Raw genomic sequence first — 24,960 nt, 5'->3', positions numbered from 1 at the left:
ACTTTGAAAATCTATACTGAAAACGAATTATTAGTCGCTTGGGATGACTTGAACTTCAAAGTAACAATTTGCTGTGTATGTTTTAATCATGAAAAATATATTAACTCAGCAATGGAGGGTTTTTTTGCTCAGCGTACCAAGTTTCCATTTAAGGTACTCATTTATGATGACTTATCGACAGATAAATCTAGAGATATTATAAAAGCATGGCAGCAAAAGTACCCGCATATTATTGAAACTGTTTTTCCAGAAGAAAACCAATACTCTAAAGGAAATCGACCGTTAGATTTGCTATTACCTAAAATAGATACTGAGTTTATTTCCTTGTGTGAAGGGGATGACTATTGGTGTGTGGAAAGTAAGTTGCAAAAACAATATGATGAATTGGCTACTAAACCTCAGTTAAATATATGTTTTCATCCAGCATATACATGTTTAGATGGAAAAATATTGGATAACGGATATGGCTGTCAGGGATCAACTTCAAAAATTATTCCAATTAAAAAAGTAATTGAAATAAGCGGTGGGCTTATGCCCATGGCATCTATGTTTATTCGTACACATGCTTTAATTCACTGTCGTGGAGACTTTCCTCAATTTTATCGTAAATTACTACGGCACAGTGCAATACAAATTATTTCTGCTATAAAAGGCGGGGCATTATACTTACCTGAAAAAATGTCGGTTTATCGCTCGATGCACGAAGGTTCTTGGAGTTTTCAAAATGCCAAAAAATTACAAGCTCAAGTAAATAACTTCATTGAATTTACACAACGAAATGAAGAGCTAAAAAAAATAACTAAGCATAATTACGACCGCATTTTTGATCGAGTTATGCTGGGTCGAATTTACCGTTTTATAGGAAACTCTAACCTCAACTTAAGCAATCGTATATTTTCATATAGGAAACTACTTAAATTGCCAATAGGTTCTTACAACAAAGTTCATGGTTTATTGGCTTTAGTTTTAGGCGTTCTTAAACGCATTTTGTTCAAAGTTAAACTTTTAAAGGCCAAGCGTGTTAACAAATAAAACGGCATTAGGTGTCATCTGGAGTTTTTTAGAGCAATTTTCACGCCGTGGAATTTCAGTTCTGGTGACGCTGCTACTTGCTTACTTTTTAACACCTGAAGATTATGGTTTGGTTGCCATGATGAGTTTGTTTTTAGCTTTAGGTAATGCGTTAATGGAGTCTGGCTTTAAACAGGCTTTGATCAGAAAATTAAATTTAACAGATTTAGATATTAATACAGCTTTTTATGCAAACATACTGCTATCTGCTATTGCTTATATCGTCTTGTTTATAGCTGCCCCCTTTATATCTGCGTATTATAATGAACCTCAGCTGACAAGCCTGATCAAAATAGCTGGTCTTATCTTGATATTTAATGCATTTCAGGTTGTACAAACTGCAATTTTGTCTAAAAAAATGGAATTTAAAGCGTTACTTAAGGCTAACTTTCCAGCCGCCATCATTTCAGGTGCTTCTGCTGTTTTATTAGCATATTTGGGTTTTGGGGTATGGGCTTTAATTGGACAAATGTTGTTATCATCTTTACTGATATCAGCATTTTTATGGCTACAAAGTAGCTGGCGTCCTAAAATGCGTTTTTGTATGCATTCTCTTAAAGAAATGTATAACTATGGTTATAAGCTATTTTTATCTAGCCTGCTAGATACGTTTTATAAAAATATTTTTGTGATGATCATTGCGAAGACATTTACAGTGTCGTTAGCAGGTTTGTATTTCTTTGCTGATAGAGTTAAGGAGCTATTAATAACACAGCTGATTATATCTATTCAAACGGTTACATTTCCAGCTCTTTCAGAAATACAAGATGACTCGGCGAGATTAAAGCAGGCCTATCGTAAAATAATGCAAGTGATGACATTTACGGTATTTCCCATACTGCTTATTTTTGCTGCTTTAGCTGCAGTTGTTTTTGATCTACTTCTGCCGGACAAATGGTTAGCAGCTGTGCCTTATTTACAATTAATGTGTATATCATGCTTGGTGATACCAATTATTTCAATAAACCTAAATATTATAAAAATTAAAGGACATAGTGGTTGGTACTTGTTTTTAGAAATTGTTAAAAAACTTACAGGTTTTATTGTATTATTTTTTACCTATAAGCATGGTGTACTAGCTATTTTATATGGGCAGATAGCAAGTCAGGCAGTTAATTATTACCCTAGCGTATATCTCTCAAATAAATTGGTAAGTTATTCGTTTGTTCAACAAATGAAAGACTTTTTACCAAACTTAATATTGTCTGCTGTAGTTGCTATTTTTGTTTGGTATTTACAAACAATTTTGACTCTACCGGCATTTATTGAGTTGATTATCTTAGGGCTTCTTTCACTTATTATGTTTGTTGGGGGGGCTTTTGTGCTCAAACTCGATTCGCTAAGTTTAACCCTAAAAATGTTGCAAAATTTAAAAAATAAAAAACGAGCAAGTTAAGGATTTTACGTGACAAAACATTTTTTACTCGTCAATGAAAACGGATCTGACAATATTGGTGACCATGCTATTAATGAAGGTCTTAAAACGTTATTGTCAGAAAAAGGGTATACATATGAATCTGCTCCTTTTTCTACAAAAAAACAAGTTCAACAAGCCAGCCAACAAAAAGTAGAAAAAAGCGTTTTAACAAAGCTAAAACGGTCCATTTTATCTATTAAACCTTTATTTCACTTTTTGTGGCTACAAAAAAATAAAGCTTTAATCCAAAACCAGCTTAATAATCAATATGACGGAATTATTATTGGTGGGGGGCAACTAATTCTATCTGGTTTTGCGTTTCCTATTGCGATGCATGCCTGGGTTAAATATGCAAAACAAAAAAATATACCAGTTTATGTGGCTGGAGTAGGGTGTGGTGAAAACTTTTTACCTAGCGAGGTAAAATTATATAAAAAAGCACTGCAGCAGTGTGATGCGATATTCGTCCGCGAAACTGCTTCAATTGGCAAGCTCAAAAGTTATTTTAATGTGGAAGCAGAATTTTGCCCCGACTTAGCATTTGGGTTAACTCCGTTAGACAAAGCACAAAAAGCGAATGGTATCATTGTTGGAATGACTGATTATGCGGTATATCAAAGGTATAAAAATGAGGTAACAGATAATCAGTATGACACTTACGACAGTTACTTAAATGCTTGGTTAAACAAAACAAAGTCATTAATTATAGATTCTGAAGAGCCTATTTATCTGGCGTCTACCACCCATAAAGATGCAGCCTGTAATCGCGATTTATATCAATTATTAAAAGCAGCTGTAAATAACCCTATAGAATTAGTTGATGGTGTTGAATCGTTAGACCAATATCGCCGTCTGTTATCAAGATCTCGCGTAGTATTCTCAGGCCGAATGCATAGTTTGATTTTAGGTAAGATTGAAGGGTGTGAACTCAAACCTTGGGTTATCTCTGCAAAAATTTACGGTTTTTTAGATACTTATGGGACTTTAGAGTATGAAGAAATAAAAAGAACTTTTGTTCGACAATTCATAAATAAGCTTTCGACAGTTTCTGTCGCTGTAATTGGATACAGTGATTATGTAGGAGGTAGTGGTACGGGCACAAAGGGCCTTTGTAATGCGCTGGGTCGGGTAGATGGTGTAGTATGTAACAAATTTTTTGTGAAGCCATCGGGTGGCCGCAATAGTCCAATGCAATGGATTCATGATATGGTTGCTAAATTATTGCACGTATTACTGGTTATTTTGGCGAGAGATTTTAGCTACCGGACAGTAAACATTTATAGCCGTCTACCAGTACTTGATGTTTTTAGACATGACTATGTTTTTGGTACGTGGATAGGCAACAATACTATAACGCTTAAGGAGCTTATTAGGTCGGATAAGCATATATTTTGGCGAATGTCAGATGAGTGGGCTTGGCTAGGTACTTTGCATTACAACACAACTAAAAAAGAGACTCATGCTATTAAAAAAGTTAACAATTATTTTTTAGAGCAAAAGCTACGCTTGCTTTCCAAAAGTAATGTTCACGTACTCGCCCCTAGCGTTTGGTTAAAAAACTCTCTTTTACGAGTCCTACCTTGCATACAGGAGCGGGTTCATGTTTTGCCAAATGCGGTTGATTCTTTTTGGTTTTACGACTTTAAACCGAAGGAAAAGAGCCCTAATAAGATTCAAATACTTTTGATTGCGAAAGACCTTGATGAACCCCGAAAAGGGTTTGACGTATTCGAGAGTCTAGCAGCTGAGTTTAGCTCAGACTATATTCAATTTTGCGCGGTTGGCTCCACTAAGCAACGTAACGTTAGTGGCCCAGTCAAACACAAAGGATTACTAGATAAACTTGCGCTTCGAGAGCTTTTAAGTGAACCATCGATTGTATTATCCATCGGAAATTTGGATACCTCCCCCAACTCTATTTTAGAAGCCATGGCAGTTGGTGCTTTGCCTTTAGTTAGAAAGGAGTCAGGAATAGTTGATTATTTACCATCTTGTTTAGACGATTTGTATAATCCTACATTCGATACTCGAGGTGATTTGTTGGTGAAGCTAAAGGGGGGGATTCGTGCACTTGAGCAGAAGGGAGATTTAGTTAGAGCCCAAGTAGCTAACCATATTAGGCATTCCTACTCGTCCGAAAATATTTCTTTTGAACTAGCGAAAATAATTAACCAAGTTAAAATTGGGGAAAAATAATGAAAACGGCTTATATTGGCAAGAATTCTAAAGTATATCAGTTGTTGAAAAATGCTATATTCCGAACGGGTGATATTGAAGTTTCCTACCGAGACGATTTCGAACTACTTGTTAAAAATGATATCGTTCAAGCAGTAGTCTTTTCATGGTCTAAGAAGTTGGAAGACAACATTGCTTTATTCGTTCGTTTAAACCGGTCAGGTATAAAAAAAGTTTACTTTCTTTCGACAAGTGCAACCTGTTTTGAAAGTTGTCATCGTTATGGATATGTAAAGAACAAACTAATCGTTGAACAATTTGTGGTCTCAAATTTCGACTTGTTTTACATCGTAAAAGCTGGTTTAATTGAAAATACACATGATTTAGGGAAAATACATGGTTCAGTCCCGTATACGTCTTTGGACGGATTGGCTTGCTCCATTAATGAATGGAAGAAATTGTCAAGCATTGAGGACTCTAAGGAGATAAAGTTATTTAAAGTAGATTGTCTTACAAGTCAAAGCTTAAAACTACTGCTACTGTACCGCATTTATAAGCTATCTAGTTACTTACCATTTTTCATCTCTCGACCTTTAGATATTGTGTTTAAGTTACTGGGATATAATAACTACGGTTATTTGTTCAGGCAATTTAACTGAGTACTAATTTATGTTTGATATTGTTTTGATTGGAAGTGGGCTGATTGCCGAGTCGTTTTTGGAAGGACTATTGCAAACAGAAAAACCATTGAAAGTCTGTGTTGTTGCCCCCTCCGGCTATCCCTCTAGCCCTTTAAAAACTGTCGAGCTTGATGGAGGACTTGTGACATCTATGTATAGTGGGTGCAGAGGTTTAGGGGCTGGATGGCATGGAGTTATACCAAGTAAATACATTGGTAATGACGAATCCTTAAAATTACTCCGTTCTTGGTATGGGGATATGCGAAAACAGTCACTCTTATGTGATTCTGACTCTCGTGTATTTGTTCCGTATAGAGTGCATAGGCCCAAAATGAGGAACTTAAACTCAGTGCATTTTATTTCTGGATTAGTGAGGCGCATACACGGCCGTGATAAAAATCCCAGCATCGAATTAGCTGATGGTCAAATGCTAGCGTGTAAAAAGGTATATTGTGCTGCTGGCCCCATTAATACCTACTCGCTATTTGCTAGGTCTAGTGATTTGCATGACAGTTTTAAGTTAAATAGTTTTATGGGTGACCATGTTACAGCGTACTTGGGGTATGTGAGTAATAAATACTCACCACCAGATATGGCAAGACATGGGGGAGGATTCTCATACCAAACGCAACTTCTTCATGATTGTGTCATCTTTAAAAGACCTGCTGTGTGTGATTTCAATAATGCTGACAATGTTGCTAATTACACTAGAGCTTGGTCAAACCAAAAAACTGATATTATTAAGAAATTAATTACTAATGGTAGTGCAGGCCTAATCGGAGAAGCTTTGTTTAATAAATTTGGTATAGTTCTTCCTAGTCGAGGAACGAACGTATATGCACAAATTGAATCAAAACAAATATTTCGATTGATTAATAACTCTTGGGTGACTAATGAGGAATCTTTGAAAAAGGTTTTTGCTACGATTTCATTGCTTAGGGCGGGCGTCTCTGGACTTTCAGTTCCCGAGAAATATAAGGTAGGGGTGGGTATACACTTTTTTGGCAATATCCAACCTCTTTCGAGCGACTCTTGCATTAAAGTCCTTGACGCTTCAATTGATCAACATTTGGGACCGTATCATCATACATTTTTTAAATGCGTTAAAGCGTATGAATTGGGGAAATGTTATGACAAATAAAATTCTGTTGTTAAGCGCAGAGTTTCCGCCGTATGGCGGGGGAGCTGGAGTCGTAGCGCAGAGCTTAGCCTCTTCGCTGTCCAGTATTGGCAACTTAGACATTACATTAGTAAAACTTCCTTTTCAAGGGCGTTTTAAATGGTTCGGCTATAGCTGCTTTATATTTAAGTTTATAATGAATTTGATTGTGCATCGACCTAATTTGGTTATTTTAAATGACCAAATTTCCGCATTGTTGGGGTTTATTCCCTCTAGCTTCGGCATTAATTACGTTGTTTTATCGCATGGTTCAGAGGATCGCGCTCTCTTTGGTCATCCAACTACGATTAAGTCGATATTGAAAGTAGATAAATTGTATGTACACGCTGTCAAAAATGCTGCAGCCTATATATTGCCCTCAAAATTTCAAAAAAGGAAAATGCTAAAAACTCCTTTGGAGGCATATAAATCAAAGTTTCACGTCTACCCATGGGGAATTTCAGAATACGAAAAAACGTTGCTTTCTTGTGACGGAGTTAAACTGCAAAGTGCAATGAAGCATTTGGGACCAATAAACATTTTAATTTGTGCGCGCCTTACCCCAGGCAAGGGGGTCTATTCCTTTGTAAGCCAATTAGTTAAAAGCGCTCATGAACTAGAAAAAAAAGTAGCTGTTTCAATACTTGGGAGCGGGGAGGAGTTGCCTTTAATCCAGGAGTTAGTAAATAAATGTGATCCTTCGAAGCTTGATATTAAGACGATTGGATGGGTAGATCAAAAAGAAGTGCCAAAATTTTACCAAGAGTCGCAAGTATTTGTTCATACGAGTACTTTACCTGAATCTTATGGTTTAACTTTTCAAGACGCTTTGATTGCAAAGCTAAAAGTATTTGCCATTGATGTAGGCGCTCTCGTTGAGTTCGAACAATTTGGCCAAGCTAGTTTTTTTAATACACAACAGAGGATGGTTCAAGGTTTAATTCGTTGGGTCAACGAAGACCATGATAAATGGATGGCACTTAGTCGTACACCCGATTTATTAAGCCCTAGAACAAAGTTAGTTGACTTCCTTCTAGAAACAACTGTTGAATAGGCTCATTTTGTGAATGCAATTTTGCTAGCTATTGTCGGATGGAGTGTGCTGGGGAAGCTATTTGCAATTGTAATACTGTGTGGTGGATTGATTAAATCATTTCAGAGCCTCAAAGTAAGTCAAGTTGTATTAGTGACGGGGGTTTTGTTTGTAGACATGTTCGAAATGCTTTATCTCCAGCAATTCAAAGAACCACTTTTTTTACTACTGTTGCTGAGTTTTTTAAAGGTTGACTTATCCCGCACCCCCCGACTATTTTTATTGAGTTTTGCAGTAGTAGTTACATTAGTTTTATTGTCTAGTATAGAAAAATCTCAAAAGACAATTGTAATTTTTTTTGTAATGGCTCTTTTGATCTACATATACAACATTAAGTATCCTAGGGTACTTATGACTGCTATTTGTTTGTTTTTATATCTTTTTGTACTTAAGAGTGAGATGCTGCTGTTAACCGTTGTTTTACTATGGGCTGTGCGGCTGGCTCGAAGCTTGAGCTTTTTCTCCATGTGTCTTATCACGATAGTTTTATATGTTTTAATGTGGAAGTTATTTGAGTTTTATTCCATCGAAGTTAGTGGGTTAATTTTCTTTCTGGAAGGTGCTAATTTATGGAGAATATTTTCTAATATATATGTAATCGAATGTTTTACGGTAGATTTACCTAAATCTATATTGGGCATACAGACAAAAGCTTGTGGTGAGCCTTACCTTCAGGCGTTTTGGAGGGAGAGCCAAACGTTTATCAATAATTTTTACATCAGTGATGGGACCCCACAAGGAATACTATTTCGCCTTGTTTTTGAGTACGGCATTTTTGGGATCATATATGGCGTATTCTTGTTGGCAATTATATCTTCTGGTGTTGAAGAATTTGAGCGCAGAGGACATGGGTACTTTCGAGATTTCTTATGTGTAATCATGTTAATAGCTTTGTTTTTCCAAAGCTGGTTTGGTAACCCCATTTTTTGGACTGTTTGTGCGATTATATTTGGGACATGCCGCACTAATAGTTGCTTTTGGGCATTAAAGATAGGTAGAAAGGCTAGATGATATGAGGAAGAATATTTTAATTACCACTCCTAGGTTCCCATACCCAGTGATTGGTGGTGACAGATTGCGAATTTACTATATCTGTAAAGAGTTAGCAAAAGACTACGACTTGACTTTGCTTAGCTTGTGTGAAACTCAGGAAGAGATGCAGATGCCAATTCCAGACGATGGTGTTTTTGCTAAGGTTGAGCGTGTATTGTTGCCCAAATGGAAATCGTATTTAAATTGTTTGTTTACTTTACCAACTAAAACACCATTACAAGTTGCTTATTATTCTTCGGCTGAATTTAAAAAAAAGGTTGATGAGTTTGTTCCTCAACATGATCTTGCATTAGCTCATTTAATAAGAACAGGGCATTATTTGAGACAATCTGATATTCCTAAAGTATTGGAAATGACTGATGCAATTTCAATGAACTACGAACGAGTTGGGGCTATTGCAAAATCATCCGGTTTTAAAAACATGGTGTATTCAGTAGAACAAAGCCGGTTAAAAAATTATGAACAAGAAATTGCCAAAGATTTTGATTTGTCGGTTTTTGTGTCGCAAGTCGATAAAGATTATTTGTTTCCAGCTGGCTCGGCCAGTCGAGATAAAGTATTGGTTTGTTCTAATGGCGTGAGCTTTGACGCTTTGCCTTGCGATTATCAACCCGATGGTAAAACGATTGTTTTTATTGGTAATATGACTACGGTTCAGAATTTAGATGCGGCGCGTTGGTTTGCCAAGTCGGTAATGCCTGAACTTGTCAAACGAGGTAACTATCAATTTAAAGTGATTGGGCGTATTAAAGAACAAATAAAGGAAGAATTTAATTGTTACGCGAACACATTAGCTACTGGTGGGGTTGAAAGCGTCGCTGAAGCTGCTAAAGGTGCAATTGCGGGCGTATGTCCTATGCGTTTAGGTGCTGGTGTCCAGAATAAAGTTTTAGAATATATGGCTTTGGGAATGCCTGCTATTACCTCTTCTGTTGGCTTAGAAGGTATTGAAGCTGAAGTAGGAAAGGAGCTTTTAGTCGCGGACGATATTAATGACTATGTTGAAGTTATTTCAAATATTGCTAAAAATCTTGATTATGCGGAAAATTTGGGTTCGCAAGGCAACGAGTATGTTAAAAAAGCTCATACGTGGAAAGGGAAACTCTTTCCTATGATAAAGCTAATTGATAAATTATTAAACTGATTGAATGGATTAAAAATGTTTTTACCTATTGTTATGGCTGGCGGCACTGGCTCGCGCTTATGGCCACTTTCTCGTTCAGTTTACCCAAAGCAATTTTTGTCACTAACCAGTGATAATACAATGTTGCAAGACACGGTTTTAAGGCTGGCAGGCTCTGAACATAAAGCACCACTTGTTATTTGTAATGAGGCAAGTCGTTTTATGGTTGCCGAGCAATTAAGAGCAATTAATGCGTTACAAAGCCCTATTATACTAGAGCCTGTTGGCCGAAATACAGCGCCAGCTATTGCACTTGCAGCATTGCAGGCGGTTGCTGATGGTTCTGATCCGGTTTTATTAGTGTTAGCGGCTGACCATGTAATTGCGCAACAAGCCGAATTTTTAAAGGTAATCACTAAAGCAGAAACGCTTGCTGAGCAAGGCGCTATGGTTACTTTTGGCATAGTGCCAAGCCATGCTGAAACCGGCTATGGTTATATTAAACGAGGCAATGAACAAGGGGATGCATACCAGGTTGCTAGCTTTGTTGAAAAACCAGATTTAGCAACTGCGACTGAATATTTTAACTCTGGTGAATATTATTGGAATAGTGGCATGTTTATGTTTAAAGCTAGCCGTTATTTAGCCGAATTAGAGAAGCATCAACCACAAATTTTAGCCGCTTGTAAAAAAGCGATTGGCAATACGGCGAGCGATTTAGATTTTGTTCGGGTTGATAAAGCCGCGTTTGAAGCTTGCCCAGATGATTCTATTGATTATGCGGTGATGGAAAAAACGGGTTCTGCTGTGGTTATACCGTTGGATGCGCAGTGGAGTGATGTTGGCTCGTGGTCGGCTTTATGGGATGTAAATAATAAAGACCAGAATGGTAACGCTGCTAAAGGTGATACTATTTTACATGATACCAATAATTGCTTGGTTCAAGGTGGTGATCGCTTAGTGGCAACGGTTGGGGTTGAAGACTTGGTAATTGTAGATACCAAAGATGCATTATTAGTAGCCGCAAAAGATAAAGTGCAAAATGTAAAACAGATTGTATCTAAACTAAAAAATGATCAGCGTAGTGAACACGAGTTTCACCGTGAAGTTTATCGCCCTTGGGGTAAATATGATTCAATAGATAATGGTGAACGTTATCAAGTTAAACGTATTACGGTTAAACCGGGCGCTAAATTATCGGTACAAATGCATCATCATAGAGCTGAGCATTGGATTGTGGTATCGGGTACTGCAAAGGTTACTAATGGCGATAAAGATATTTTATTAACCGAAAATCAATCAACTTATATTCCGGTAGGGGTGATTCACGCATTAGAAAACCCGGGTAAAGTCGATTTAGAGCTAATCGAAGTTCAGTCAGGTTCATATTTGGGTGAAGACGATATTGTTCGGTTTGAAGATAAGTATGGTCGGGTTTAGGTAGGTTAGGGCTATTCGTTACTGGATTATAAGCCAACTTGACGTCTGCGGTTAGTTGGTTTTTTTTCTTAGACGCGAAGCTGGCTCGCGTTATTAGTTTAACGACACATGCCATATGAGGGCGCTCCGCTTAGAACACTTTTTGGATTGTATTTGATGAAATATTTAGTTACAGGTGCTGCAGGTTTTATTGGCTTTCATACGGCACAACGTTTATTAAGCCAAGGGCATACTGTTGTTGGTATTGATAATTTAAATGATTATTACGAAGTTCAGTTAAAAAAAGATAGGCTTAAAGTATTAGAGCCAAGTGAAGGATTTAGTTTTAAATTTATTGATTTAGCTGATCGTGAAGGCATGGTTGAATTGTTTAAAACAGAACAGTTTGATCGGGTAATTCATTTAGCTGCTCAGGCTGGTGTTCGTTATTCAATTGATAATCCGTTTGCTTATGCTGATTCTAATTTGATTGGGCATTTGGCTATTTTAGAAGGCTGTCGACACAATAATGTTAAGCATTTAGTTTATGCCTCTAGTAGTTCGGTTTATGGTTTAAATACTAAAATGCCATTTTCAACTGAAGATTCGGTTGATCATCCTATTTCGCTTTATGCTGCCACTAAAAAATCAAATGAGCTAATGAGCCATACGTATTCGCACTTGTATGGTATTCCAACTTCGGGTTTACGATTTTTTACTGTGTATGGCCCTTGGGGTCGCCCAGATATGGCTTTGTTTAAATTTACAAAAGCGATTTTGGAGGGTAAAGAAATTGACGTTTATAACAATGGCAATATGGCACGTGACTTTACCTATATAGACGATATTGTAGAAGGTATTTTACGGGTTGCTGAAAAACCGCCTGTTGCTAATAACGATTGGGCACCAGAAGGTGGATCTGCTAAAGATAGTTCAGCACCTTATTATGTGTACAACATTGGTAATGGTTCACCTGTTCAGTTGATGGATTTTGTAAAAGCGATTGAAGATGCCATTGGTACTGAAGCTAAAAAGAATTTTATGGATATGCAGCCAGGTGATGTTTATAAAACCTGGGCAGATACCGACGATTTAGAAAAAGTAACAGGCCATAAACCACAAGTGGGTGTTAAAGAAGGCGTTAAAGCCTTTGTTGATTGGTATCGAGAATATTATGGGGTATAGGGGAATTTAGGTTTTGGAGAGCAGGTTCTAGGAATTAGGCTCTAGGAATTAGGCTCTAGGGCGCTTCGCTGCTAGGGGCGAGATTCTCGAAAACCGTAGGTACGATTAGCACGTGAGTGCGTAATCGTACATTTGAGGTGTTTAAAATTAATCCTCTAATAAGATGGATTCCGTATCACGTTCGTCCCTCACTGTACGGAATGACGAGACGTGGAAGCGTGAGCTATCGGTAATTGCTGGTGTGTTGCTAATAAGATGGATTCCGTATCACGTTCGTCCCTCACTGTACGGAATGACGAGACGTGGAAGCGTAAGCTATCGGTAATTGCTGGTGTGTTGCTAATAAGCTGGATTCCGTATCACGTTCGTCCCTCACTGTACGGAATGACGAGACGTGGAAACGCGGGTTGTCGGGTAATTGCTGGCGTGTTGCTAAATAAGATGGATTCCGTATCACGTTCGTCCCTCACTGTACGGAATAACGAGACGTGGAAACGCGGGTTTTCGGTAATTGCTGGCGTGTTGCTAATAAGATGGATTCTGTATCACGTTCGTCCTTCACTGTACGGAATAACGAGACGTGGAAACGCGGGTTTTCGGTAATTGCTGGCGTGTTGCTAATAAGATGGATTCTGTATCACGTTCGTCCTTCACTGTACGGAATGACGAGACGTGGAAACGCGGGTTTTCGGTAATTGCTGGTGTGTTGCTAATAAGATGGATTCCGTATCACGTTCGTTCCTCACTGTACGGAATGACGATACGTGGAAACGCGGGTTTTTGGTTTGAGGGGAAGGCTGTTTTTAAACCTCAAACCTAGCGCCTAAAAGCCTATTATCTAGAATCTTATATTGTTATGTCATTTCTTGCTTTTTTGTATTGTCTGCTATAATTAATTTGTTTGTAAAATGTGTGCTGGTTATTGGTCAGTTAATTATGTTTAAATAATTTGATCAATTTCACAGTTTAGTGTTAAAAGCCTTACGCACAGGGATAATGAAGAATAAATTTTTCATTTTGTCATATTCAAGTTAGTCTGCTTGGTGTATTATAAGCGCCGATTGAACTAGCGTGACCTAAACGGAGTTTTGTATGGAAATAATAGCTGCGATTGCTATTAGCTTTGCCTCAGTATTTGTTTTACAGCCTTTTGCCGAAAAAATCGGTCTTGTCGATAAACCCAATGTTCGTAAAAAACATTCAGGTGCTATCCCGTTAGTGGGTGGTATGGCGTTTTATTTTGCTACCTTAGTTGCTTGTATGGTGGCTTTTCCGGGTGATAAAACAGTTACTTTATTTTTAATATCGTCTGCTTTTGTGGTGTTTTTAGGTGTGCTGGATGATTATCATAATTTAAGTGTGCGCTCGCGTATTGTATCGCAGGTACTCATTGCCAGTATTATGGTGTTTGGCGCTGATATGTATATTCACAATTTAGGCAATTTAGTTGGCTTAGGTGATATTGATATTAACGTTGCAGGTACGTTATTAACTTTTCTTGCTGTGATTGGGGCTATTAACGCTTTTAATATGACAGATGGGATAGATGGCTTAGCCGGCTCACTTGCTTTAAACACGTTCGCTAGTATTGGTATTTTATTTTTTATAACTGACCAGCATACATTTTTAGCTTTGCCAGTTATTTTAGTTTGTGCAATTCTTCCTTATTTAGCCTTTAATTTAAGTTTAGTACCGGGCCCGGTTAAAAAGATTTTTATGGGTGATGCGGGTTCTATGTTTATTGGTTTGAGTGTTATTTGGTTATTAACTATTGGTACGCAATCTGAAACGCCTGCTTTTAGAACCGTTACTGCACTTTGGATTATTGGTATTCCGTTAATGGATATGGCGGCTATTATTTACCGCCGTATTCGTAAGGGCCAGTCTGCGTTTTTGCCTGATCGTGATCATTTGCATCATATCTTTTTAAGAGCCGGTTTTAGCTCTCGTCAGTCGCTTGCCATTATTTTTGGTTTGTCTATGTTTTATTCTGGTTTTGGTATTGTGGGTGAGATTTATCAGTTACCAGAGTGGTTTATGTTTGTTTCGTTTTTAGCGATATTTGCACTGTATTGTTATTCGTTAGTGCATGTTTGGAAAGTGGTGCGTTTTGTACGCCGCCAAACCGTTAAACGCATAAGAGCCAAAAGAGCCGCACCTTAAGCTCGAATTTATTTTTGTAAAAAAAGCCTGCATTTGCAGGCTTTTTTCGTTTAGGGGAGAGGGGATAGGTTTCAAAAGATTAGAATTTAGATTTTAGAATTTAGATTTTTAGGCGCTAGGTTTCTAGAAACTAGGGCGCTTTGCTGCTAGGGGCGAGATTTTAGAATTTAGAATTGAGAGGTTGGGTTTTTTCACTTGAGGTTTTGTGGGGCTTGCTGGATTACACTGCCTCGGCAATTGCTCCCTGCATTGCTCTACCTCCTGAATCCATTCAGTCGTGCGCAGGAATGACGGAGCACCGTAGGTACGATTAGCGGGGTGGGCGCGTAATCGTACATTCAATTTAGGCATTGGTTTTTTAACCTTGTAGGCGTGCAGCTGGCCTATAGGGATATAGGTCGTAGAGCATTGCCGGGAGCAAAATGCCGACAGCGCACGCGGTGTTTGTTGGGCGAATATATTTTTGTATTGCTTTTAAATGCTAGATTTCGGTAATTGATCTCGATGTTGCCTTACACCCAAAAACGCGAGCAAGCTTCGCGTCTACAATATAATCTAAACTCGGGGTACAAATTACAACCCGCCAGCTGCACGCCTACAGTGGTTTATGTCAGATATAAGAATTTAGATTTTAGAATTGAGAGGTTTGGGTTTTTAAACCCTGTAGGCATGCAGCTGGCCTATAGGGATATAGGTCGTAGAGCATTGCCGGGAGCAAAATGCCGATAGCGCACGCGATATTTTAAACCTCAAACCTAGCGCCTGAATCCTAAAATCTTCCTGGTGGCTTACGCTCATTCTTCGCTAAACCACCCTACAGATTCACTATGCCTGTTAACACATTCGTCATACCCGCGAACGACTGAATGGATTCAGGAGGTAGAATAACGCAGGGAGCAGTTATCGAGGCGGGTATCCCTTTGGCTATTTGAATGTTGATTAAATTTTAGAATTTAACAGGCAGTTATGGTGCTGGTTATGTTTTTTGGTTGGTAATGGCATTTGTGATGACTGCTGGATTCCTGCCTGCGCAGGAATGACGGAGCACCGTAGGTACGATTAGCACGTGAGTGCGTAATCGTACAATTGTTACTTTTAACCTTGATCCTCGATTACGCTCATGCTTCGCTAATCAAGGCTACGTTTTTTCAACTCTCAACTCTCAATTCTCACGTCTCAAATCTTTCTGCTTAACTTTTCATTTTATCTTTTGTTTGTTTTTTTCATGTTATTCCCTAAACTTTAAATTGGTTTTATTTAAAGGGATTTATCTATGAATCAAAAAGTTATGCAAACTCCGGGGATTATTCATCATGGGGCGGTCGATGGTGTGACTGGTTCGTGTCATCAATTAAACATTTCTCCTCATCAGGCTATTTTGGTTGATTGCGGTTCGTTTCAACCGACATTGATCAGACCCCAAGCTCAAAATTATTAATTTTATAGTAGCGTTCAGCACATCCTGCGAGCTGCTGGATTACACTATTCCTCACGTCATTTATCCCATCCACATGCACCAACTCATAGTCATAGTGGGTATCAAGCTGCACTAGGTTTACACCTTCAAAACACTGGAATACCCAACGTAAAGTTGGATTGCTAATTGGTTTATTTATCTGGTTTGGAATGGTTACTTGCGCTTTAGCCATATTCGCACGTAACCGTCTTTGACCTATGCTATAAACCAATAACGACAGCGTCATAATCATCAACAAGGCATCGATTCTGCTTGGCTTTTTTATAAAAAGTGACGAGACAAAAAATAGTGGGTCTTTTAAAAATCTAAACCCTCGCTCAACATGAGATTGCGCTTTGTAGCGCTCAAAAACGCATTCATCGCTTAACTCAGTTTCACAGGCATTTGTTGCCAATACAAAACAAGATTTTTGTTCGACGTAATTCTGTTGCGCGGCTTTATCTTCGGTCACTTGGCCGATAAGTTGCCATTGCACTGATTGAACCACCGCATCTTTTTTGGGTCGGCCTTTTCCTTCATATTGATTATGTGCGTTGCACTCAGCAATGCTTAAACTATGGTATTTTTGCTTTTTATCTAATACTGCTAAGGCGCTTTGTGCATCCGTTTCACAAGCAAATCTTTGCGCTTGCAAATGAAATAGGGCTTTATCCAATGCTTTGCGCTCTTTAGCCACTAAACCTTCGATGCTTTTCTGTGCACGTGCTTTTGCTGCGTTAGAGTAAACAACCAGCCAACGCTGCTCAATATCCATATGCTCAACTCTAAGCGGTCTGTATTGATAGTTGTCGTTGATACGTGTCCAATCATTGGCCGTTAACGCTTCTGAAATGGACTGATTTTCTAATTTTATCGTGGATGGAATGAGAGTGATAAATCGAATTTGTTGGAGAAATTCGGCATTTTCTTTGTGGTAAAATTTGCTGTCTGCTATACAAAATTTGGGGGCATCGCTTGCTTTGAATGTATCTACCAATGCGCTGGCACGCTCTCTAAATATAGTGCTGTCAGATGCATTGCCATCCCAATTTTTACTGAGCATAGGGACGCCGCCGTCTTGCGTAACAATCATCTCTTGCACGATTTGTTTTAAATCAGGTCTATGGTCTTTGCTGTATCCATGTTTGATTTGAATTGGAATTTCATCTTCTTGTTCATCATCTATATTGTATTGGCCTGTAAGTGAATAACTTGTTGTATCTAAAGATTGAAATTGGGTGTCGACTTGCTCTATTTGGCAAGCTTGATAGGCAATACGAGCAAAAAGATTGTCACAACCAAAGTCGCTGCATTGGTCGAGTGTGCGTCCTAATTTGTGACGGTTAAAGTGACTTGCCTCGACTCCTTGTCTAAAAAGATGCTCCATTGGCAAATTTTCAAAAAATTGTGGTGTGAGGCTCAAAGGTCGGTTAGAAAAGCCCAACCCGTTCATAATCATGCCTTTAACCGCTTCACCTGGTGTTATCTCTTGCTTTTCATCTTGAGGTAAATATTGGTCTATTAATTCAACTAGTTTCAAGTCGTCAATTACGCCTGCTACAATGCCATGATGATCTAACCGTTTGATTTTTAATTTCATATTCACCTCACTAAATTGAGGTGCTATTTTATGTTTTTTAAGAGGATCTGACGATCCCTAAAAATAAAATTATTGAATGATCGTCTGATCAATGTCGGTTTCAAGGGGCTGAGGTTTCGGGTAAGGCGGGTGCTCATTCGCCTCAAATTAATTTCGATTTATCAAACATAAAAGCTTTGGTAGTTACGCATTGTCATATTGATCATGTTGGGCGTATTCCTTGGTTAGTTGCGGCTGGTTTTCGTGAATCAATTTATTGCACTCAAGCAACGGCTGAGTTGTTGCCTATGGTGCTTGAAGATGCCATTAAACTGGGGATTACTCGTGATAAACATTTAGTTGAGTCATTTTTAAAAGTGATTCGGTCTTTGATTGTGCCAGTGGCATATAAGCAATGGGTTAATCTTAAAGGCATGGATGGCGTTAAAATTAAATTTCAGCCAGCGGGGCATATTCTGGGATCAGCTTATGTTGAGGTTGATGTTAAATGCCATGAGTTTAAACACAGGTATGTGTTTTCGGGTGATTTAGGCGCGCCTTATACGCCTTTGTTGCCAGCTCCTAAATCGCCGTATCGGGCAGATACTTTGGTGATAGAGTCAACTTATGGTGATAAATGCCATGTTGGGCGAAAGCAAAGGCGCGCGCAATTAAAAGCCGTGGTTGAGCGGTGTTTGCAAAATCAAGGGGCTGTGTTAATTCCGGCATTTAGTATTGGTCGTACGCAGGAGTTGTTGGGTAATACACCCTAAAAATAACTGACGTCAAAAGTAGAATTTTCTCGTAACATAAACGCAGGAGATTCTGCATGAAAACATCAAAATTTAGCGACAGCCAAATCCTGGCAATTTTAAAACAAGCGGAAGCCGGTGCGCCGGTTCCGGAGCTATGCCGCGAGCATGGCATGAGTTCGGCTACCTTTTATAAATGGCGCGCCAAGTTTGGCGGCATGGATGCGTCCATGATGGCCCGATTAAAAGAGCTGGAAACCGAAAATGCACGGCTTAAAAAGATGTATGCCGAGGAGCGACTAAAGGCTGAAATCCTCAAAGAGGCCATCGAAAAAAAGTGGTAAAGCCGTCGCGCCGACGGGAGTTGGCGCAAAAGGCGGTGCAAAACCATTCCATTGCCATCAAGTTAGCGTGTTCCTTGTTTGGGATTAGCGAAACCTGTTATCGCTATCAGGCCAAACTGAGTGACGAGAACGCGCTAATTGCTGACTGGCTGCTTTGGCTAACGACAAATCACCGCAGTTGGGGCTTTGGTATGTGTTTTTACTTTTTACGTAATGTGAAACGTTTTGGCTGGAACCATAAGCGGGTGTTGAGGATTTATCGGGAGCTGGAGCTTAATCTGCGCATAAAGCCTAAGAAGCGCTTAAAACGGGATAAACCTGAAGCACTTGCTGTGCCTGAGTCGATAAACCAGTGTTGGTCTATGGATTTTATGCATGACCAGCTTGTTGATGGCCGCAGCTTCAGGCTACTCAATATCATTGACGATTTTAATCGTGAGGGTCTGGCGATTGAAGTAGACTTCTCGCTGCCAGCTGAACGTGTTGTCCGCACTCTCAATCAAGTTATTGAATGGCGTGGAAAGCCCAGGCAAATCCGCAGTGACAATGGCCCGGAATATATCAGTGCGTTATTGGCTGAGTGGGCTGAAAAACGTGATGTTGAACTAAAATTTATCCAACCAGGCAACCCACAGCAAAATGCTTATGTGGAGCGGTATAACCGCACCGTTCGCTACGAATGGCTGAACCAGTATTTATTCAGCAGTATTGCCGAAGTGCAAGATCATGCGACAGAATGGCTATGGTTTTACAACAATGAACGACCAAATAAGGCAATTGGTGGCATACCACCGAAATACAAACAGGCTTTAATAACGCAACCTTCTACTTTTAGCGTCAATTAAAAATGGGTGTATTACCGTTGTATGAAATTGAAGATATTATTAGCCGTTCGGGTAAGCATGATATTTGGCAGGATTTAACGGTTATTTTAGATTCGCCAATGGCGGCTGATTTTACCCGCCATTATCGAAAGTTATCTAGTTTATGGGATGCCGAGGCTAAAGCTAAGTTGGCTAAAAGCAGGCATCCGCTCGACTTTGAAAATTTGTATACCATTGATAGCCACGCTGAGCATTTGTCGGCGATTGATTATATTAAGCGTAAAGGTTCGCCTTGTATTGTAATTGCAGCGTCGGGTATGTGTAGTGGCGGGCGTATTATGAATTATTTGCAGGCATTGTTGCCCGATGAACGCACCGATGTTTTGTTTGTGGGTTATCAGGCAAAAGGCACGCCGGGGCGCGATATTCAACAGTATGGCCCGCGGGGTGGTTATGTTTATATTGATAATGAACGGGTTGATATTAAAGCCGGGGTTTATACTTTGTCTGGTTACAGCGCGCATGCGGATCAAAAAGATTTGGTGAATTTTGTTAAACGTATGCGTTATCGGCCCAAGCATATTAGGATTGTGCACGGTGACGACGAAGCCAAATTGGCTTTAGCCGAGCAGTATTATCAATTGTTAGGCGATGATGTTGAAGTTGAAATTGGGAAGTAGGGGTTATTGAGGTTCTAGGATTCTAGGTTGCTAGGTTTTAGGGCTAGGGGAACAGAGACTTGAGAATTTAGATTTGAGATTTGAGATTTTAACACCGTAGGTACGATTAGCGGCGTGGGCGCGTAATCGTACAATTGTTATTTTAACCTTGATCCTCGATTACGCTCATGCTTCGCTAATCAAGGCTACGTTTTTAGGCCAGCTTCGCGTCTGTGGTGTTTTATGCCAGATATAAGAATTTAGATTTTAGAGGTTTGGGTTTTTAAACCTTGTAGGCGTGCAGCTGGCCTATAGGGATATAGGTCGTAGAGCATTGCCGGGAGCAAAATGCCGATAGCGCACGCGATATTTGTTGGGCGAATATATTTTTGTATTGCTTTTAAATGCTAGATTTCGGTAATTGATCTCGATGTTGCCTTACACCCAAAAACGCGAGCAAGCTTCGCGTCTACGGTGTTTTATGCCAGATATAAGAATTTAGATTTTAGAATTGAGGGGTTGGGTTTTTTAACCTTGTAGGCGTCAAGCTTGCTGGCGCGATATTTTAAACCTGAAACCTAAAACCTGAATCCTAAAACCTGCTTGGTGGCTTACGCTCATACTTCGCTAAACCACCCTACATTTTTTGAATCTACAATCTCAAATCTCAATTCTCAAATCTCAATTCTCGAAAGACGTAGGTACGATTAGCGGCGTGGGCGCGTAATCGTACATTCAATTTAGGGGTTGTTGGTAACAATTGGTTTTTTAACCTTGTAGGCGTCAAGCTGGCCTATAGGGATATAGGTCGTAGAGCATTGCCGATAGCGCACGCGATATTTGTTGGGCGAATATATTTTTGTATTGCTTTTAAATGCTAGATTTCGGTAATTGATCTCGGTGTTGCCTTACACCCAAAAACGCGAGCAAGCTTCGCGTCTACGGTGTTTTATGCCAATTTTGTGTTTGCGGGGAGGGCGGTTTTAAACCTCAAACCTGAATCCTAAAATTTTCCTGGTGGCTTACGCTCATGCTTCGCTAAACCACCCTACATTTTTTTAATTTACAATCTCAAATCTCAATTCTCTAAAGCCGTAGGTACGATTAGCACGTGAGTGCGTAATCGTACATTTGTGATTTTTAACCTCGATCCTCGATTACGCTCATGCTTCGCTAATCAAGGCTACGGGTGGAATCGCGTGTTCATCGGTAGGTAATGACTTTACATAAACCATGGTTTATAATTGACTGTTTAATAACTATAGTTTATAAAAGATAAATTATAAACTATAGTTATTAATGGTGAGTAAGGTGATTTTAACAAACCTAAAGCAATTATCAGCAGCTATCAAAACTAAACGTTTAAATCGTAATTGGTCACAATCAGACTTGGCAAAGAAAACGGGCCTTTCACAAGTGACTATTTCAAAGATTGAAAGGGGTGGCGAATTTACGGTATCGAATCTCTTTACCATTCTCGCTTCGCTTGGATTAAAACTAGACGTGAAGGATGCGCACTTGGGCTTGGAGTCAGACGCTACGCTTAAAGGCGTCGCCTCAGCTGGATTTAGATCAAATGAAATATTGACTAAAAATATTCCAAATCAAAAAACGATAAAGAAAATAAAAGTGCTCAAGTAGGCCATGTATGGGACGAAAAAAATTATCACAAGTGTTGCACTGTAGTTTAAACAGTACTTATGTCGGCACATTAACGCGCAAAGGTAATCAGCTGGCATTTCAATATTCAGAGCAATATTTACAGAATCCAGAAGCTTTCCCAATATCTCAATCACTCCCTTTGGTATATGAACCGCAACAAGGTGACCAGGTTGTGTCTTATTTTGATAATTTATTGCCAGATGAACAAATCGTCAGACAGCATGTGGTTGATAGGTTGGGCGCTAATAGCGTCAAGCCTTTTGATTTGCTTCAGGCGGTGGGGGGAGATTGCGTGGGGGCGCTCACATTTTCACACGAAATAGATACCCGTGGTGTGCCTGAAGTAGATTTGCAATACCTTTCAGAACAAGAAGTGAGCGAGCAAATAAAACAAACACGGCTTGGCACTTTGGGCATGTCACAAACTAATAGCTTTCGTATATCTATTGCTGGTGCACAAGATAAAACAGCCTTAACCCGTTGGGATGGCAGGTGGGGTTTGCCAAAAGGTAAAACGCCAACAACTCATATTTTCAAGCCATCAATCGTTAGCCGTGATGAGCGGGTTGATATGAGTAACAGCGTATACAATGAATTCTTTTGTATGAGCCTACTTCAAGCTTGTGGGTTTGATACAGCTAACACAACGGTTGAGCGTTTCGAAAATGAAGCCGTTTTGATTGTTGAGCGCTTTGATAGACTGATTGACGAAAAGAAAATCTATCGAGTAGCACAAGAAGATTTGTGTCAGGCACTTGGCGTGTCTTCGGGATCTAAGTATGAAGATAAAGGTGGACCAAGCGCGAAAGAAGTGGTTGATTTTTTGCGAACGTCCAGATACCCAGAGCAGGATATCCATGACTTTTTTGCCTCGCATTTTTTGTTTTGGTTAATTGGTGCTATTGATGGTCATGCAAAAAATTTTAGTGTGTTTATTGATAGTGAAGGTTATACCCTGACCCCCTTTTATGATGTGATGTCGGTCTGGCCATATGTAGGTCAGGGTGAGTTTCAGGCAAAGAAAATTGAGATGGCCATGTCAGTGCGTGGCAGTAAAAAATATTATAAGTGGCATAAAATTATGCCTCGTCATTGGTTGAACCAGTCCAAAATACTCAAAATAGCTGAAGATGATGCGCTTGGCATAATCAATCAGATGTTGGAAGTGGTACCTAGCGCTTTGGATGTGGCTAAACGTAAGTGTGAAAAATATGGTGATGATGCGATAGAAGTAGCAGAGGTGATTGAGGCAAATACGCTTGAAGCTATAAAGCGGTATAAAAGGCTAAGCCGATAAAATTTGGATTTACACGCTAGGTTTTAGGGCGCTTCGCTGCTAGGGGGGGGGATTTTAACACCGTAGGTACGATTAGCGGCGTGGGCGCGTAATCGTACATTTGTGATTTTTAACCTTGAACCTCGATTACGCCCATGCTTCGCTAATCAAGGCTACGTTTTTTCAACTCTCAATTCTCACGTCTCAAATCTTTCTTCTTAACTTTTCATTTTATCTTTTGTTTGTTTTTTTCATGTTATTTCCTAAACTTTAAATTGGCTTTATTTAAAGGGATTTATCTATGAATCAAAAAGTTATGCAAACTCCGGGGATTATTCATCATGGGGCGGTCGATGGTGTGACTGGCTCGTGTCATCAATTAAACATTTCTCCTCATCAGGCTATTTTGGTTGATTGCGGTTCGTTTCAAGGGGCTGAGGTTTCGGGTAAGGCGGGTGCTCATTCGCCTCAAATTAATTTCGATTTATCAAACATAAAAGCTTTGGTGGTTACGCATTGTCATATTGATCATGTTGGGCGTATTCCTTGGTTAGTTGCGGCTGGTTTTCGTGAATCAATTTATTGCACTCAAGCAACGGCTGAGTTGTTGCCTATGGTGCTTGAAGACGCCATTAAGCTGGAGATTACTCGTGATAAACATTTAGTTGAGTCATTTTTAAAAGTGATTCGGTCTTTGATTGTGCCAGTGGCATATAAGCAATGGGTTAATCTTAAAGGCATGGATGGCGTTAAAATTAAATTTCAGCCAGCGGGGCATATTTTGGGATCAGCTTATGTTGAGGTTGATGTTAAACACCATGATTTTAAACACAGGTATGTTTTTTCGGGTGATTTAGGCGCGCCTTATACGCCTTTGTTGCCAGCCCCTAAATCGCCGTATCGGGCAGATACTTTGGTGATAGAGTCAACTTATGGTGATAAATGCCATGTTGGTCGAAAGCAAAGGCGCGCACAATTAAAAGCTGTGGTTGAGCGGTGTTTGCAAAATCAAGGGGCTGTGTTAATTCCGGCATTTAGTATTGGTCGTACGCAGGAGTTGTTGTATGAAATTGAAGATATTATTAGCCGTTCGGGTAAGTGTGATATTTGGCAGGATTTAACGGTTATTTTAGATTCGCCAATGGCGGCTGATTTTACGCGCCATTATCGAAACTTATCTAGTTTGTGGGATGCCGAGGCTAAAGCTAAGTTGGCTAAAAGTAGGCATCCGCTCGATTTTGAAAATTTGTATACCATTGATAGCCACGCTGAGCATTTATCGGCGATTGATTATATTAAGCGTAAGGGCTCGCCTTGTATTGTTATTGCGGCATCGGGTATGTGCAGTGGCGGGCGTATTATGAATTATTTGCAGGCATTGTTGCCTGATGAACGCACCGACGTTTTGTTTGTGGGTTATCAGGCAAAAGGCACGCCGGGGCGTGATATTCAACAGTATGGCCCGCGGGGTGGTTATGTGTTTATTGATGATGAACGGGTTGATATTAAAGCTGGGGTTTATACTTTGTCTGGTTATAGCGCACATGCGGATCAAAAAGATTTGGTGAATTTTGTTAAACGTATGCGTTATCGCCCCACGCATATTAGGATTGTGCACGGTGATGACGAAGCCAAATTGGCTTTAGCCGAGCAGTATTATCAATTGTTAGGCGATCATGTTGAAGTTGAAATTGGGAAGTAGGGTTATTGAGGTTCTAGGATTCTAGGATTCTAGGATTCTAGGATTCTAGGTTGCTAGGTTTTAGGCGCTAGGATTTAGGGCTAGGGGAACAGAGACTTGAGAATTTAGATTTGAGATTTTAACACCGTAGGTACGATTAGCGGCGTGGGCGCGTAATCGTACATTCAA

General features: G+C 39.5%; 17 protein-coding genes and 2 pseudogenes. 18 read left to right on the top strand and 1 reads right to left on the bottom strand.

What is annotated here, in order from left to right; genetic code table 11:
* Nucleotides 1–3: 3 nt before the first annotated feature.
* The 12 genes from OLW01_RS09310 (at nt 4) to OLW01_RS09255 (ending at nt 15,976) form a co-directional block, all read left to right on the top strand.
* Nucleotides 4–1,032, top strand: a complete 1,029-nt coding sequence (locus OLW01_RS09310) for a glycosyltransferase family A protein (protein WP_268073597.1) — start codon at nt 4–6, stop codon at nt 1,030–1,032.
* Nucleotides 1,019–2,467, top strand: coding sequence for a lipopolysaccharide biosynthesis protein (locus OLW01_RS09305; RefSeq protein WP_268073596.1), 1,449 nt, complete (start codon nt 1,019–1,021; stop codon nt 2,465–2,467). The genes OLW01_RS09310 and OLW01_RS09305 overlap by 14 nt, the downstream gene beginning before the upstream one ends.
* Nucleotides 2,468–2,476: 9 nt before the next feature.
* A complete protein-coding gene (locus OLW01_RS09300) occupies nt 2,477–4,684 on the top strand; it encodes a polysaccharide pyruvyl transferase family protein (RefSeq protein ID WP_268073595.1) in 2,208 nt (735 codons plus the stop codon).
* Nucleotides 4,684–5,322, top strand: a complete 639-nt coding sequence (locus OLW01_RS09295; protein WP_268073594.1) for a hypothetical protein — start codon at nt 4,684–4,686, stop codon at nt 5,320–5,322. Before OLW01_RS09300 ends, OLW01_RS09295 begins: the two co-directional genes overlap by 1 nt.
* A 10-nt stretch (nt 5,323–5,332) precedes the next feature.
* Complete coding sequence (locus OLW01_RS09290; protein ID WP_268073593.1) at nt 5,333–6,484, top strand: hypothetical protein; 1,152 nt, start codon at nt 5,333–5,335, stop codon at nt 6,482–6,484.
* The gene (locus OLW01_RS09285) at nt 6,474–7,556 is read left to right on the top strand and encodes a glycosyltransferase (RefSeq protein ID WP_268073592.1); all 1,083 of its coding nucleotides are present in this window, start codon (nt 6,474–6,476) and stop codon (nt 7,554–7,556) included. The genes OLW01_RS09290 and OLW01_RS09285 overlap by 11 nt, the downstream gene beginning before the upstream one ends.
* A gap of 9 nt (nt 7,557–7,565) precedes the next feature.
* Entirely contained in the window at nt 7,566–8,606 is a 1,041-nt protein-coding gene (locus tag OLW01_RS09280) for a hypothetical protein (protein ID WP_268073591.1), read from the top strand.
* Nucleotide 8,607: 1 nt separating this feature from the next.
* Nucleotides 8,608–9,792, top strand: a complete 1,185-nt coding sequence (locus OLW01_RS09275) for a glycosyltransferase family 4 protein (RefSeq protein ID WP_268073590.1) — start codon at nt 8,608–8,610, stop codon at nt 9,790–9,792.
* A 15-nt stretch (nt 9,793–9,807) separates the two neighbouring features.
* Nucleotides 9,808–11,211, top strand: coding sequence for a mannose-1-phosphate guanylyltransferase/mannose-6-phosphate isomerase (locus OLW01_RS09270; RefSeq protein WP_268073588.1), 1,404 nt, complete (start codon nt 9,808–9,810; stop codon nt 11,209–11,211).
* A gap of 156 nt (nt 11,212–11,367) precedes the next feature.
* Nucleotides 11,368–12,375, top strand: a complete 1,008-nt coding sequence (locus OLW01_RS09265) for an NAD-dependent epimerase (protein WP_268073586.1) — start codon at nt 11,368–11,370, stop codon at nt 12,373–12,375.
* 1,092 nt (nt 12,376–13,467) lie between these two features.
* The gene (gene wecA, locus OLW01_RS09260) at nt 13,468–14,538 is read left to right on the top strand and encodes a UDP-N-acetylglucosamine--undecaprenyl-phosphate N-acetylglucosaminephosphotransferase (RefSeq protein WP_268073585.1); all 1,071 of its coding nucleotides are present in this window, start codon (nt 13,468–13,470) and stop codon (nt 14,536–14,538) included.
* A gap of 1,273 nt (nt 14,539–15,811) precedes the next feature.
* The gene (locus OLW01_RS09255) at nt 15,812–15,976 is read left to right on the top strand and encodes a hypothetical protein (protein ID WP_268073584.1); all 165 of its coding nucleotides are present in this window, start codon (nt 15,812–15,814) and stop codon (nt 15,974–15,976) included.
* Here the strand turns inward: OLW01_RS09255 and OLW01_RS09250 are convergent.
* Nucleotides 15,951–17,594 carry an IS1634 family transposase gene (locus OLW01_RS09250; RefSeq protein ID WP_268073583.1) on the bottom strand — a complete coding sequence of 548 codons (1,644 nt, stop codon included), beginning with the start codon at nt 17,592–17,594 and terminating at the stop codon, nt 15,951–15,953. The genes OLW01_RS09255 and OLW01_RS09250 overlap by 26 nt on opposite strands.
* A gap of 98 nt (nt 17,595–17,692) precedes the next feature.
* Here OLW01_RS09250 and OLW01_RS09245 point away from each other — a divergent pair.
* The 6 genes and pseudogenes from OLW01_RS09245 to OLW01_RS09220 form a co-directional block, all read left to right on the top strand.
* Nucleotides 17,693–18,331, top strand: a pseudogene (locus OLW01_RS09245) (MBL fold metallo-hydrolase); the annotation flags it as partial.
* 71 nt (nt 18,332–18,402) lie between these two features.
* A protein-coding gene (locus OLW01_RS09240; RefSeq protein WP_268073582.1) for an IS3 family transposase occupies nt 18,403–19,514 on the top strand; the annotation gives its coding sequence in 2 pieces (ribosomal slippage) (nt 18,403–18,664 and nt 18,664–19,514; 1,113 coding nt in all).
* Between the two features lie 17 nt (nt 19,515–19,531).
* A pseudogene (locus OLW01_RS09235) lies at nt 19,532–20,173 on the top strand (MBL fold metallo-hydrolase RNA specificity domain-containing protein); the annotation flags it as partial.
* A 1,290-nt stretch (nt 20,174–21,463) separates the two neighbouring features.
* Nucleotides 21,464–21,793, top strand: a complete 330-nt coding sequence (locus tag OLW01_RS09230) for a helix-turn-helix domain-containing protein (protein WP_268073581.1) — start codon at nt 21,464–21,466, stop codon at nt 21,791–21,793.
* A gap of 7 nt (nt 21,794–21,800) precedes the next feature.
* A complete protein-coding gene (locus tag OLW01_RS09225) occupies nt 21,801–23,111 on the top strand; it encodes a HipA domain-containing protein (protein ID WP_268073580.1) in 1,311 nt (436 codons plus the stop codon).
* Nucleotides 23,112–23,391: 280 nt separating this feature from the next.
* Complete coding sequence (locus OLW01_RS09220) at nt 23,392–24,792, top strand: MBL fold metallo-hydrolase RNA specificity domain-containing protein (RefSeq protein ID WP_428980157.1); 1,401 nt, start codon at nt 23,392–23,394, stop codon at nt 24,790–24,792.
* Nucleotides 24,793–24,960 lie beyond the last annotated feature (168 nt).

This window comes from Catenovulum adriaticum (assembly GCF_026725475.1).
Classification (GTDB): Bacteria; Pseudomonadota; Gammaproteobacteria; order Enterobacterales; family Alteromonadaceae; genus Catenovulum; species Catenovulum adriaticum.
Note: the sequence above shows the minus strand (reverse complement) of the source record. Positions and strands in the feature narration are given on the sequence as shown.

Bases quoted from the DNA above. Each gene is read 5' to 3' on its own strand.
- OLW01_RS09295 (WP_268073594.1), top strand. From the start codon at position 4,684: ATGAAAACGGCTTATATTGGCAAGAATTCTAAAGTATATCAGTTGTTG.
- OLW01_RS09290 (WP_268073593.1), top strand. From the start codon at position 5,333: ATGTTTGATATTGTTTTGATTGGAAGTGGGCTGATTGCCGAGTCGTTT.
- OLW01_RS09285 (WP_268073592.1), top strand. From the start codon at position 6,474: ATGACAAATAAAATTCTGTTGTTAAGCGCAGAGTTTCCGCCGTATGGC.
- OLW01_RS09275 (WP_268073590.1), top strand. From the start codon at position 8,608: ATGAGGAAGAATATTTTAATTACCACTCCTAGGTTCCCATACCCAGTG.
- OLW01_RS09270 (WP_268073588.1), top strand. From the start codon at position 9,808: ATGTTTTTACCTATTGTTATGGCTGGCGGCACTGGCTCGCGCTTATGG.
- OLW01_RS09265 (WP_268073586.1), top strand. From the start codon at position 11,368: ATGAAATATTTAGTTACAGGTGCTGCAGGTTTTATTGGCTTTCATACG.
- wecA (WP_268073585.1), top strand. From the start codon at position 13,468: ATGGAAATAATAGCTGCGATTGCTATTAGCTTTGCCTCAGTATTTGTT.
- OLW01_RS09255 (WP_268073584.1), top strand. From the start codon at position 15,812: ATGAATCAAAAAGTTATGCAAACTCCGGGGATTATTCATCATGGGGCG.
- OLW01_RS09250 (WP_268073583.1), bottom strand. From the start codon at position 17,594: ATGAAATTAAAAATCAAACGGTTAGATCATCATGGCATTGTAGCAGGC.
- OLW01_RS09225 (WP_268073580.1), top strand. From the start codon at position 21,801: ATGGGACGAAAAAAATTATCACAAGTGTTGCACTGTAGTTTAAACAGT.
- OLW01_RS09220 (WP_428980157.1), top strand. From the start codon at position 23,392: ATGAATCAAAAAGTTATGCAAACTCCGGGGATTATTCATCATGGGGCG.